This is a genomic window from Staphylococcus sp. HMSC34C02 (assembly GCF_001838705.1).
In the GTDB taxonomy this organism is placed as follows: Bacteria; Bacillota; Bacilli; order Staphylococcales; family Staphylococcaceae; genus Staphylococcus; species Staphylococcus borealis.
This window is the reverse complement of sequence record NZ_KV838570.1, coordinates 47,219-59,596: the sequence shown is the minus strand read 5'-3', so window position 1 is coordinate 59,596 and position 12,378 is coordinate 47,219. Positions and strand designations below refer to the sequence as shown.

Here is a 12,378-nt window from a genome sequence, read left to right as displayed (position 1 = left end):
CTCCGCAACTCTGTTTCGTAATCTATCTTAGAACGCCTTACAACAGTGCTGTAGCGCTGGTGCTCAATAAATGAAACACTAGGAGTCTACACAACTACACTTCGTCATCTATCTTAGAACTACTTACGCAAGTACAGGTGCACTTATGTTCATTAATAATCAACGCAAGCGTCTCGCCACAATACGTTGTATTTATATGTAATTTAATATTGAAATACTAAAAAATTATAATGTGACTCAGCTTATTCTACCAATAGAAACTTCAGTGTTTATTCTCCAAAATGATATTTCATACCATGTAAATGATATGGTTGAAACCATTTCTATATTATTTCAATAGAAATAGTCTTTTTTCACTTATTCAGGCACTTTATGCCGCGGACTCTTTTTGTTTGTGATACGTCTGATTGTTGGCCATCATGATGAAACAACTTAACCGTGTTATCTATTATGTGTTCGGTTCGTACAATCTACATTATTTCTTTCGATTCATGTATAAATATGAATATATCTTCAAATTACTATTGAAATTCAGGTCAGTAATCTTTAATATTGATTATAGCGACAATGATAATCATTATCGTTGATAACGACTATCATTTCAATACATATAGCAAGACGAGGAGAATAAATAGTGAAATTTTTATTTAAGGGTTATGTTTTACTTATCGTATTAGTATGTTTAACTATAGTCTCCTTATTTGTTGGGGTGAGTCAGCTCTCTCTTTCAGATATTTTCCACTTAAGCGAAGAACAGCAAAATATTTTGTTTTCAAGTCGTATACCTAGAACAGTTAGTATTCTTCTTTCTGGTAGTTCGCTCGCATTAGCAGGATTAATTATGCAGCAGATGATGCAAAATAAATTTGTAAGTCCAACTACGGCAGGAACAATGGAATGGGCTAAGTTAGGTATTTTAATTTCGCTTATTTTTTTCCCAAAAGGTCATATATTAATTAAATTATTATTTGCGGTTGGATTGAGTTTGGCAGGGACATTCTTATTTGTGAAATTAATTAATTTAATTCGTGTTAAAGAAGTTATCTTTGTGCCATTACTAGGAATTATGATTGGTGGTATTGTATCCAGTTTCACGACATTTATTGCCTTAAGAACTAACGCATTGCAAAGCATTGGCAACTGGATGAATGGCAACTTTGCAATTATAACAAGTGGACGCTATGAAGTCCTTTATCTTGTTGTGCCACTACTGATTATTGCGTTTATCTTCGCAAATCACTTTACGATTGCTGGTATGGGGAAAGATTTTAGTCATAACTTGGGTGTTAGCTATGAAAAAATTATAAATATTGCATTGTTCATTACAGCTGCACTGACGGCATTAGTGGTTGTTACTGTAGGTACGCTACCATTTTTAGGTCTGATTGTACCAAATATTATTTCGATGTATAGAGGTGACCATTTAAAAAATGCACTTCCACATACACTCATGCTAGGATCAATATTTGTATTGTTCGCTGATATCGTAGGTAGATTGATTGTCTATCCTTATGAAATTAATATCGGATTGACTATTGGTGTCTTCGGAACAGTGATATTCCTAATATTACTAATGAAAGGTAGAAAGCATTATGCAAATTAGTTCTAACAAGAAAATTACCATATTAATTATTGCGACAATTTGCATGGCAACATTTTACTTATTAGTAGGTTTAGACTATGAGATTTTTCAGTATCAATTTCAAAGTCGGTTGAGAAAATTGGTGCTTATCCTCATTGTAGGTGGTGCGATTGGGGCATCAGTTGTTATCTTTCAAGCGATTACAACCAACCGATTATTAACACCATCAATTATGGGATTGGATTCTGTTTATTTATTTGTAAAAGTGTTGCCAGTCTTTTTAGTTGGTACACAAGCTGCAGTTGTCACTAATGTATACTTGAACTTTTTTGTGACGCTAATTGCTATGGTCTTATTTTCATTATTGCTATTTGAAGGCATGTTCAAATTAGGGAACTTCTCAGTATATTTTATTTTACTCGTAGGTGTGATTTTAGGGACATTCTTCCGAAGTATTACGAGTTTTATCCAGTTGATTATGGATCCTGAGTCGTTCTTAGCAGTACAAAGTGCGATGTTTGCAAGTTTTGAGGCATCTAACTCTAAACTTGTCCTTATTTCAACATGCTTATTACTTGTTTTAATTGTGATTACAGTGATATTGCGTCCATACTTAGATGTATTACTACTTGGAAGAGCGCAAGCAATCAATTTAGGTGTATCTTATGAGACAATGACGCGTTTACTTCTTATATTAGTGGCTTTATTGGTCTCTATCTCAACGGCTTTGGTTGGTCCGGTTACATTCTTAGGATTATTAACTGTAAATTTAGCACATGAATTAATGAAGACGTATGAGCACAAATATATTTTGCCAGCAACCATTTTAATTAGCTGGATTAGTTTATTTTTAGCACAATGGGTTGTTGAAAATTTATTTGAAGCTACAACAGAGTTTAGCTTAATCATTGATTTAATCGGTGGTAGTTACTTCATTTACTTACTTGTCAAAAGGAGAAGTGCAAATTGATTGAGATTAAAAATTTAGATAAAGCGATACAGAATAAGCCAATTTTAAAAAATATTAACGTTGATATTCAGAAAGGAAGGCTCACCTCTCTTATAGGACCCAATGGCGCTGGTAAAAGTACCTTATTATCTGCGGTAAGTCGCTTATTTGAGTTTGAAAAGGGTTCAATAAAGATTGAAGGTAAAGCAGTCGATGATTATAAAAGTGATGATTTAGCTAAAAAGTTAAGCATTTTAAAACAGACGAATCATACAGATATGAATATAACGATTGAACAATTAGTAAACTTTGGTCGATTTCCTTATTCAAAAGGGCGTATGAAGAAGGAAGATCATGAACAAGTTGAGTATGCGCTAAATTTATTGCAGCTTCAAAACATTCGTCATCGAAATATTAAAACGTTATCTGGTGGTCAACGACAACGTGCGTATATTGCAATGACTATTGCGCAAGATACGGATTATATTTTATTAGATGAACCGTTAAACAATCTAGATATGAAACATTCTGTGCAGATTATGCAAACGTTACGCCGTCTTTGTAAAGACTTAAACAAAACAATAGTCATTGTTCTACATGACATCAACTTTGCGTCATGTTATTCAGACGATATCATCGCATTAAAAGATGGTGAAATCGTCAAAGCAGATACAAGGGATAATGTTATTCAGACCGAGATTCTAAAGCAATTATATGAAATGGATGTTCATATTGAAGAGATCAGAGGGCAACGCATTTGTCTGTATTACGATGAAATCACATTTGACTCACTTTGTAATTAAATCATTTAACCTCATATTTTAAAGGGGTGATGCTATTAGAAGACGTAGACAAGAGAGAAGTCCATCGATACGCAGCATAAAGGTTAAATAATTTTTAGAGGAGTCGTACATATGAAAAAGACAGTCTTATTTTTAGTATTATCTTTAGTATTAGTTTTATCAGCTTGTAGTAATGGATCAAGTAGTAACGATTCAGGATCTAAAAGTGATAGCAAAGATTCAAAAGAAACTGTAAAAATCAAAAATAATTTTGAAGCTTCAGGAGAAGAACGCGATGGTAGTGATGCTAAGAAAGTTAGCAACACAGTTGAAGTTCCTAAAAATCCTAAAAATGCAATTGTTTTAGACTATGGTGCTTTAGATGTACTTAAAGAATTAGGCGTGGCAGATAAAGTCAAAGGTTTACCAAAAGGTGAAAATAATGAATCATTACCAGATTTCCTAAAAGACTTTAAAGATGATAAATACGTAAATACTGGAAATCTTAAAGAAGTGAATTTCGATAAAGTAGCAGCCGCTAAACCTGAAGTAATATTCATTTCAGGAAGAACTGCCAATCAGAAAAATTTAGATGAATTCAAAAAAGCAGCCCCAGACGCTAAAATCGTTTACGTTGGTGCTGATGAGAAAAATCTAGTTAAAGACATGAAGAAAAACACTGAAAACTTAGGTAAAATTTACAACAAAGAAGATAAAGCTAAAGACATCAACAAAGAGTTAGATGAAAAAATCGCTGAAATGAAAGATGAAACTAAGAACTTTGATAAAACTGTAATGTATTTATTAGTAAACGAAGGTGAACTATCAACTTATGGTCCTGGTGGAAGATTTGGTGGTTTAGTATTTGATACATTAGGCTTCAAACCAGCAGATAAAAACGTAAGCAATAGTTCACATGGTCAAAATGTTAACAATGAATACATCAGTGAGCACAATCCAGATGTTATTTTAGCAATGGACCGTGGTGAAGTTGTTGGTGGTGAATCTACTGCTAAAAAAGTATTAAGCAACGACGTTATTAAAAATGTTAAAGCAGTTAAAAATGACAAAGTATATCAATTAGATCCAAAATTATGGTACTTTGCATCAGGTTCATCTACTACTACAATTAAACAAATTGATGAATTAGAAGAAGTCGTAGATTAATAGGCCATTTCAAAGCATCTAAAATATAATGCTTAGACTAAAAGTCAGTGAATGCGTGTACAAATGCATTCATTGACTTTTTTATTTTGAAAATAAGTTAGTCCTATCACGTATAAAAAAAGCTTATACTTCAATATCATATTCAGCATAGCTTGCAACTTTTTATTGAAAAATATTTTATAATAAAGTAATATATTTTTAAGTGATATTGATAATCGTTATCACTTAAATACGACAACAAGAGGATGTTGCAACGATGAAGAAAATAATTGTGTTTTTAGTATTAAGTCTTACCTTAGTTTTAACGGCATGTGGCAAAAGTTCAGATAGCGATCATGGTGCCACAAAAAAAGATGAAAATAAAGACATCGTTCAAATAGAAAATAATTATAAGACACGAGGCGAGAAGAAAGATAAAAGTGACGCTAAAGAGGTTAAAGAAACTGTGGATGTTCCTAAGCATCCAAAGCGTGCGATTGTCTTTGATTACGGCGCTGTCGATGTATTGAAAACATTTGGTGTACAAGACCAAATTATTGGTTTACCTAAAGGTGAGAAAAATGCGGCATTACCTGAATTTCTTTCAGAATTTAAAGATGAGAAATACATCAATACGGGTAATTTAATGCAAATTAATTTTGATAAAGTAGCTAAAGCAAAACCAGAAGTGATTTATATTTCTGGAAGAACAGCAACAGTGAAAAATATAGATGAATTGAAAAAAGCTGCGCCAAACGCCAAAATTGTTTATGTTGGTGCTAGCGAGAAAAATTATATTAATGATATGAAATCAGTAACAACAAAATTAGGTAAAATTTATGGTAAAGAAGATAAAGTAAAATCTTTAAATGATGCACTGGATAAAAAAATAGCAGATACAAAAGCAAAAGTTGAAAAAATAGATAAGAAAACGATGTACTTGTTAGTTAATGAAGGTGAGTTATCAACTTTCGGTCCAGGTGGTAGATTTGGTGATTTAATTTATAATACACTAGGCTTTAAACCGACTGATACGCATGTTAAAGCTAGCCCACACGGTCAAAATATTAATAATGAGTATATTACAACTAAAAATCCTGACATTATTCTAGCGATGGATAGAGGACAAGTTGTGAGTGGTAAATCAAGCGCGAAACAAACGTTATCTAATGATGTAATTAAAGGTGTGAATGCCGTTAAACATGGTAATGTTTATGAACTCGATCCTAAACTATGGTACTTTAGCGCAGGATCAACGTCTACGACAATCAAACAAATTGATGAATTAAATCACATTATTGAAAAATTAAATAAATAAGAAACAAAAAATGGCTTAGTAACCATCTGTCAATCGTTACTAAGCCATTATTATTATAATTCAAAATATAAATGATAGTGAAATTTACAACGACTATTAAAATGTGCCTTACATTTCGGACATAGCTCTGTCATCATATAGTCTTGAATAGACATCTCATGTTTACATACACCACACATAATCGCTTTTACATTGAATTCTTGTTCTGACCATCGTTTAATGGGGTGTGACGCATGTTCCTCATGACATTGATAACACGGGTAATATGTATTACAACATTTAAATTTAATAGCGATTACATCTAAAAATGTATGATAGTGTATACATCGTGTTTCATTATCTACAAGAGAACCATAGACCTTTGGCATCATTCATCGTCTCCTATCAACGTACCATGTTGTTATTCTTCAGGATGTTCTCCGATAATACGAACCTCACGATGAAGTTCAACATCAAATTTTTCTTTTACTACTTTTTGAACATGATGAATTAAATCTTCATAATCTGTAGCTGTTCCATTGTCTACATTAACCATAAATCCGGCATGTTTTTTTGAAACTTCTACACCACCAATTCGGTGGCCTTGTAAGTTTGAATCTTGTATTAATTTGCCTGCGAAATGACCAGGTGGACGTTGGAATACACTTCCGCATGATGGGTACTCAAGCGGTTGTTTAGATTCACGACGTTCAGTTAAGTCATCCATCTTAGCTTGAATATCGTCTAGTTGACCTGGTTCAAGTGTAAATGCAGCTTCAAGTACGACTAAATGTTGTTTTTGAACAATACTATTTCTGTAATCTAATTCTAATTCTTTATTAGTCAATTGAATTAAATCACCTTGTTCATTAACGCAAAGCGCGTAATCGATGCAATCTTTGATTTCGCCACCATATGCACCAGCATTCATATAAACGGCGCCTCCAACCGAACCAGGAATACCACAAGCAAACTCTAATCCTGTTAACACGTGGTCTCTAGCAGCACGTGACACATCAATAATTGCCGCACCGCTTCCTGCAATAATAGCATCGTCAGATACATTGATGTGATTTAATGACAATAAGCTAATTACAATGCCACGAATGCCACCTTCACGAATAATAATATTTGATCCATTTCCAAGATAAGTAACAGGGATAGCCTTCTCTTTGGCATAGCGTACAATAGCTTGCACGTCTTCATTTTTCGTCGGTGATAAATAAAAATCAGCATTACCACCAGTCTCAGTGTATGTATAGCGTTTGAGTGGTTCATTAACTTTAATAATGTCTTCAGATATTAAGGACTTTAAATCTTGTAAGATGTCTTCTTGCTTTAACATAAGTACATCCTTTCTTCTCTTCTATAATCTACCTTTTATTATAGCAATTTTGTAGATGATTTGCGAAGACGACAACGTTTTATAACGTTTGATAGATGTCTTCGAAGTATTTCTGTTTTTGATTTTCATAGGGTCTTATATAATTAATATGTTGAATGATAGAATGTTTTTTTTCTGAAAAATGATGCGCAATATCTGGCAATGTTGCAAGTGCATTGTCAACATCAATGTACTGTTTGAATAACAGGGTATCCATTTGAATGATATGTAGGCGAATGGTTTGTTTCAAATCAATCATATTATTAAACTTTGCCATCATCACTTTCTTCTTATAAGGATGATGGAGACGATAAAAGCCTAAATAATTCAATCGTTTCTCGTCTAAAGCTGTGATATCATGTAAGTTATTTACACCCACTAAAACATCTAGAATAGGTTCAGTTGCATAATTAAAATGACGTGTACCTCCGATATGTTGTGTGAATTTTACAGGAGAATCTAGCAAGTTGAATAGTGATGCTTTCGTAGTTTGATATAATGTATCATACTCGCTTTGTGCGTCATCTTGAATAAAAGGTTGAACGGTTGCGTACATACGTATCTCCTTTAAATGGTAAGTTTTGTCAAATTCTGAAATACTATAACACAAATCATTTTCAATATAAATAGCTTTAGGTATAATACGTGGTGATAGGAGTGCATTTATGAAGAAATTAGCAATACTTTCTATAATGTTGATATGTGGCGTATTACTCTCATCGTGTGGTAATCAAAAGCGTGCAGATTTAAATGATTTCCAAACACAACTAAATAAGGTTGAAGATGAGAAGAAAGACGTCAAAACAGTAATGGATAAAATTCATTTGAAACAATTAGACCAATTAAGCAAGACGGACACCACTGATAAGAATAAAAGAGAATTTAAAGCGTTGCAGAAGGATATAAACAAGCACTTAATTCCTGAATTTAAGAAATATGAAAAATCGGCTAAACAATTACCTGCTGAACATCATGATGTTAAAGAATTAAAAGACAAGTATTTGCAAAATGTGAAACAAGAAAAACAATCCATCTATGACATTAAAGCCTTTGTAGACTTATGTAATAGATCAATCAAGGCGAATGAGGATATATTGGATTATACTAAACTATTTGAAAGCAATCGCTCACAGGTAGAAACACAAATTCAAAAAGCAACGAACCAAGAAGATGCAAATCAATTAACATCTAAAATTGAAAATAACAATCAGAAGTTGAAAGAAGCAGCACAAAAATATTTAGAGCGTGATGATATGACTTCTAATAAAGCAATAGATGATCATATTAAGCCATTGATTGAGAAGCAAATAACAGAATTGAATCAAACGAATATTACTGATCCAAAAGTTAACAGTGCGCGTAAAAATGCTATTGAAATGTATTATAATTTATTGAATTATTATGATACGCGAGAAACAACCATCGAGATAGAGAAAAAACTTTCTAAAATTGATGTAGAAAAGTTACCGAAAACGGGTAAAGAATTAAGTAAGGATAATAGTGGATTTTACGAAGAATTGAAAAAGTTAAAAAAGCAATAAGTAGACACAGTTATTAAAATTAAAATTTTTGGTTAACAATGGACAATGAAATGTGTATAATTGAACCCATTGAGTAGTTTATAATGATTATAAAATGCAATATGGACATAAATAATTTTAGAGGTGAATAGAATGGCTATAAAGCTGAGTTCGATTGACCAGTTTGAACAAGTACTTAAAGACAATAAATATGTATTTGTATTAAAACATAGTGATACTTGTCCAATCTCAGCAGATGCATACGATCAATTTAACAAGTTTTTATATGAAAGAGATATGGATGGCTATTACTTAGTCGTTCAAGAAGAAAGAAAACTTTCTGACTATATCGCTGAAAAGACCCATGTGAAACATGAATCTCCACAAGCATTCTATTTTATTGATGGAGAAGCAAAGTGGAACGCGAGTCATAGTGATATTAACGTATCTTCATTAGCGCAAGCTGAAGAATAATAGATTACGAATTAAGAAAGTAAAGATTAAATTCAAATAACAATCATCGTTTAAGGCTATATTTTAAAAGGACAGTAGCCGGCGACTCTGAGAAGATGGCCATATCAGGCTTCTCTTAGTGCGCAACATCCTTACAGGGGGACATGAATTCAAAGTGAATTCTGCGTCACCCCTGTTTTTTATTTATGTTATTATAACTGCTATTATTATGAAAAGTAGAGACAACCCATGTATAATGTGAAAGTGAAGTCGAATATATAACATCTAAATCAATATATAAATAAAGAAAATGGCATGAGGTGATTAACAGATGAAAGTATTAGTAGCAATGGATGAATTTAACGGTATCATTTCGAGTTATCAAGCAAATCGTTTCGTTGAAGAAGCGGTTGCCAGTCAAATTGAAGATGCTGATATTGTACAAGTGCCATTATTTAATGGTCGCCATGAACTTATGGATTCGGTATTCTTGTGGCAATCAGGTACAAAATATAGAGTGAATGTCCATGATGCAGATATGAATGAAGTTGAAACAATCTATGGTCAAACTGAACAAGGATTAACTATAATTGAAGGTAATTTGTTTGTTAAAGGTCAAAAGCCAATCGAACAACGCTCAAGTTATGGCTTAGGAGAGGTTATTCTAGATGCATTGAATAACGGCGCTGCGAACATTGTTATCTCACTAGGCGGTATCGATAGTTTCGACGGTGGTATCGGTATGATGCAAGCCTTAGGTGCGAAATTCTATAATGATGAAGGAGAACTTTTGGATGCGCGCGAAGGGGCTCAAATTATCAAATTTATTCGACGTATTGACTTTTATGAGATACCTCAAAATTTTAAAGATGCACATATTCAGGTGATGTCTGACTTTTCTAGTAAATTATATGGTAAACATAGTGAAATTATGAAGACGCATGAAGGTTATGGAATGACACGAGAAAAGGCCGCTGAAATCGATAATTTAATTTGGTACTTTAGTGAGTTGGTTAAAAATGAAATGAAAATTGCCATGGGTCCAATCGAAAGAGGGGGCGCTGGCGGTGGTATTGCAGCATTATTAAGTGGATTGTATGATGCTGAGATATTAACAAGTCATGAATTAGTCAATCAAATCACGCATTTAGATGATCTCGTATCTCAAGCTGATTTAATTATCTTTGGTGAAGGTGTAAAAGAGGAAGACCACTTACTTGAAACAACGACTTTAACAATTGCGGAGTTAGCACATAAACATCATAAACCAGCAATTGCTATTTGCGCGACGGACGACAAATTTAATGTCTTTGATCAATATCATGTTACAGCAATGTTTAATACATTTATTGAGATGCCAGAAAGCTACACAGACTTTAAAATGGGCATACAAATCAGACATTTCACTGTTCAGGCACTTAGATTATTAAAAACGACATTGAACCATGGATAAATGAATAAATGCTAACAAAAGGGAACCACAATGACCCATACGGTCATCATGGTTCCCTAATTTGTGATATCTATTTATGATGATGTGTGACTTCTTGTGCAATACCGATAATGACTTGTATTGCTTTTTCCATTACATCGATTGATGCATATTCAAAAGGTCCATGGAAATTACCGCAACCTGTAAAAATGTTAGGTGTTGGTAAACCTTTATAGGATAATTGTGATCCGTCAGTACCACCGCGAATAGGTGCTGTATTAGGTTCAATATTTAAATCTTTGAACACTTTTTTAGGTATATCAATAATATATGGGTGTGGTTTAATCTTTTCAGCCATATTATAATATTGATCCTCGATTGTCACCTCGACTGGGAAATCTTCGTAATGAATATTAATATCGTCGCGAATTTCTAATAATTTCTTTTTACGCAATTCAAAGGCATCTCTATCATGATCACGAATAATATATTGCAATGTCGCTTTTTCAACATTACCTTCAAATTTCATTAAATGATAGAAACCTTCATAACCTTCTGTACGTTCTGGAACCTCACTTGCAGGTAAAAGACTATGGAATTGGTGGCCTAATGATATTGCATTGACCATGATGTTTTTAGCTGACCCTGGATGTACATTGACGCCATGTGTCGTAATTTTTGCCTCTGCAGCGTTAAAACTCTCGAATTGTAACTCACCGAATTCACTGCCATCCATTGTATAAGCGAAGTCTGCATCAAAGCGTTCAACATCAAAGTGATGCGGACCACGCCCAATTTCTTCATCAGGTGTGAATGCTATGCGAATACGGCCATGTTGAATTTCAGGATGCTCGATTAAATAGTTAATTGCTTCCATAATTTCCACAACACCAGCTTTATCATCTGCGCCTAACAATGATGTGCCGTCAGTAATCATGAGTGTATGGCCCTTAAGTTTTTTTAATTCTGGAAAAGTTTCTTGGCTCAATACACGACCCGTATCGCCAAGTTTGATTGCACTACCGTCGTAGGCTTCTACAATCTGAGGATTCACATTGCTAGCATTAAAGTCAGGTGACGTATCAACATGTGCTAGGAATCCAACAGTAGGAACGTCGGAAGAAATGTTACTTTCTAGCGTCGCAAATAAATAGCCATTGTCATCAAGGTCTGTTTCTAGACCAAAGGCTTCAAGTTCTTGTTGTAATAAATGTAATAAATCCCATTGTTTGTCAGTTGAAGGTGTGGTTGACGATTCTGGGTTAGATTGTGTATCGATTTTGACGTAACGTGATAATCTGTCTATAATCTGTGCTTTCATAGCAAGACATCCCCTTAGATTCTATTATTCATATTGTATGATTTTCTATATGTTTTACCTTTAATTTTATCATAATACTGCTTGATGCGTGTGTAAATATAGTAGAGGATTTCAGCTACTAAAATTCCGAACGCGATAGAACCAGAAATAAGTGTTACCTCTAAAAAAGTGTTTACTGCCTGTGTATAATCATTTGACACTAAATAACGTGTTGCTTCATATGCGGTACCCCCAGGTACAAGCGGAATGATACCTGGCACTATAAAAATAATCACAGGACGTTTGTAACGACGACTCATAACATGACTTAATAATCCGAGTATTAAACTTCCAAGAAATGCGGCGCCAACTTTTCCTAAATCCATATCTACAGTGAATTGATATATGGTCCATGCAACAGCGCCTACAAATCCACATGCTGCGAGTAGTCGCTTCGGTGCATTGAAGATAATTGAGAAGAGCACTGTAGAAATGAAACTAATTGTGAAATGGAATAAATAAAATAACATTTA

General features: G+C 33.6%; 13 protein-coding genes. 8 read left to right on the top strand and 5 right to left on the bottom strand.

The window, feature by feature from the left end:
• The first annotated feature begins 634 nt into the window (after positions 1–634).
• From HMPREF3239_RS04475 to HMPREF3239_RS04455, 5 genes are all read left to right on the top strand, one after another.
• Positions 635–1,603 (top strand): ABC transporter permease, encoded by a 969-nt coding sequence (locus tag HMPREF3239_RS04475; RefSeq protein ID WP_070854860.1) that lies wholly within the window; start codon positions 635–637, stop codon positions 1,601–1,603.
• Positions 1,593–2,552, top strand: a complete 960-nt coding sequence (locus HMPREF3239_RS04470) for an iron chelate uptake ABC transporter family permease subunit (RefSeq protein ID WP_070854859.1) — start codon at positions 1,593–1,595, stop codon at positions 2,550–2,552. Before HMPREF3239_RS04475 ends, HMPREF3239_RS04470 begins: the two co-directional genes overlap by 11 nt.
• A complete protein-coding gene (locus HMPREF3239_RS04465; RefSeq protein WP_070854858.1) occupies positions 2,549–3,334 on the top strand; it encodes an iron ABC transporter ATP-binding protein in 786 nt (261 codons plus the stop codon). Before HMPREF3239_RS04470 ends, HMPREF3239_RS04465 begins: the two co-directional genes overlap by 4 nt.
• Before the next feature lie 111 nt (positions 3,335–3,445).
• Positions 3,446–4,480, top strand: coding sequence for a ferrated catecholamine ABC transporter substrate-binding lipoprotein SstD (locus HMPREF3239_RS04460; RefSeq protein WP_070854857.1), 1,035 nt, complete (start codon positions 3,446–3,448; stop codon positions 4,478–4,480).
• A 256-nt stretch (positions 4,481–4,736) separates the two neighbouring features.
• Entirely contained in the window at positions 4,737–5,777 is a 1,041-nt protein-coding gene (locus tag HMPREF3239_RS04455; protein WP_070854856.1) for a ferrated catecholamine ABC transporter substrate-binding lipoprotein SstD, read from the top strand.
• A 53-nt stretch (positions 5,778–5,830) separates the two neighbouring features.
• On the opposite strand, the gene HMPREF3239_RS04450 is transcribed toward HMPREF3239_RS04455, so the two are convergent.
• From HMPREF3239_RS04450 to HMPREF3239_RS04440, 3 genes are all read right to left on the bottom strand, one after another.
• A complete protein-coding gene (locus HMPREF3239_RS04450; RefSeq protein WP_070854861.1) occupies positions 5,831–6,145 on the bottom strand; it encodes a CHY zinc finger protein in 315 nt (104 codons plus the stop codon).
• A 32-nt stretch (positions 6,146–6,177) separates the two neighbouring features.
• Positions 6,178–7,101 (bottom strand): UDP-N-acetylmuramate dehydrogenase, encoded by a 924-nt coding sequence (gene murB / locus HMPREF3239_RS04445; protein ID WP_070854855.1) that lies wholly within the window; start codon positions 7,099–7,101, stop codon positions 6,178–6,180.
• Between the two features lie 79 nt (positions 7,102–7,180).
• Positions 7,181–7,696 (bottom strand): GrpB family protein, encoded by a 516-nt coding sequence (locus HMPREF3239_RS04440; RefSeq protein WP_070854854.1) that lies wholly within the window; start codon positions 7,694–7,696, stop codon positions 7,181–7,183.
• Between the two features lie 109 nt (positions 7,697–7,805).
• Here HMPREF3239_RS04440 and HMPREF3239_RS04435 point away from each other — a divergent pair, with 109 nt between their 5' ends.
• From HMPREF3239_RS04435 to HMPREF3239_RS04425, 3 genes are all read left to right on the top strand, one after another.
• Positions 7,806–8,681 (top strand): EMYY motif lipoprotein, encoded by an 876-nt coding sequence (locus HMPREF3239_RS04435; RefSeq protein ID WP_070854853.1) that lies wholly within the window; start codon positions 7,806–7,808, stop codon positions 8,679–8,681.
• Positions 8,682–8,813: 132 nt separating this feature from the next.
• Positions 8,814–9,134, top strand: a complete 321-nt coding sequence (gene ytxJ, locus HMPREF3239_RS04430; RefSeq protein WP_053029936.1) for a bacillithiol system redox-active protein YtxJ — start codon at positions 8,814–8,816, stop codon at positions 9,132–9,134.
• A gap of 310 nt (positions 9,135–9,444) precedes the next feature.
• A complete protein-coding gene (locus tag HMPREF3239_RS04425) occupies positions 9,445–10,566 on the top strand; it encodes a glycerate kinase (RefSeq protein ID WP_070854852.1) in 1,122 nt (373 codons plus the stop codon).
• A gap of 70 nt (positions 10,567–10,636) precedes the next feature.
• Here the strand turns inward: HMPREF3239_RS04425 and pepT are convergent, their stop codons facing one another.
• Positions 10,637–11,866 carry a peptidase T gene (gene pepT, locus HMPREF3239_RS04420; protein ID WP_070854851.1) on the bottom strand — a complete coding sequence of 410 codons (1,230 nt, stop codon included), beginning with the start codon at positions 11,864–11,866 and terminating at the stop codon, positions 10,637–10,639.
• A gap of 14 nt (positions 11,867–11,880) precedes the next feature.
• Entirely contained in the window at positions 11,881–12,375 is a 495-nt protein-coding gene (locus HMPREF3239_RS04415) for a threonine/serine exporter family protein (RefSeq protein ID WP_053029933.1), read from the bottom strand.
• Positions 12,376–12,378 lie beyond the last annotated feature (3 nt).

Coding starts and splice junctions, on each gene's coding strand:
- HMPREF3239_RS04415 (WP_053029933.1), bottom strand. CDS start 12,375: ATGTTATTTTATTTATTCCATTTCACAATTAGTTTCATTTCTACAGTG.
- HMPREF3239_RS04425 (WP_070854852.1), top strand. CDS start 9,445: ATGAAAGTATTAGTAGCAATGGATGAATTTAACGGTATCATTTCGAGT.
- HMPREF3239_RS04435 (WP_070854853.1), top strand. CDS start 7,806: ATGAAGAAATTAGCAATACTTTCTATAATGTTGATATGTGGCGTATTA.
- HMPREF3239_RS04460 (WP_070854857.1), top strand. CDS start 3,446: ATGAAAAAGACAGTCTTATTTTTAGTATTATCTTTAGTATTAGTTTTA.
- HMPREF3239_RS04440 (WP_070854854.1), bottom strand. CDS start 7,696: ATGTACGCAACCGTTCAACCTTTTATTCAAGATGACGCACAAAGCGAG.
- pepT (WP_070854851.1), bottom strand. CDS start 11,866: ATGAAAGCACAGATTATAGACAGATTATCACGTTACGTCAAAATCGAT.
- HMPREF3239_RS04470 (WP_070854859.1), top strand. CDS start 1,593: ATGCAAATTAGTTCTAACAAGAAAATTACCATATTAATTATTGCGACA.
- ytxJ (WP_053029936.1), top strand. CDS start 8,814: ATGGCTATAAAGCTGAGTTCGATTGACCAGTTTGAACAAGTACTTAAA.
- HMPREF3239_RS04455 (WP_070854856.1), top strand. CDS start 4,737: ATGAAGAAAATAATTGTGTTTTTAGTATTAAGTCTTACCTTAGTTTTA.
- murB (WP_070854855.1), bottom strand. CDS start 7,101: ATGTTAAAGCAAGAAGACATCTTACAAGATTTAAAGTCCTTAATATCT.
- HMPREF3239_RS04450 (WP_070854861.1), bottom strand. CDS start 6,145: ATGCCAAAGGTCTATGGTTCTCTTGTAGATAATGAAACACGATGTATA.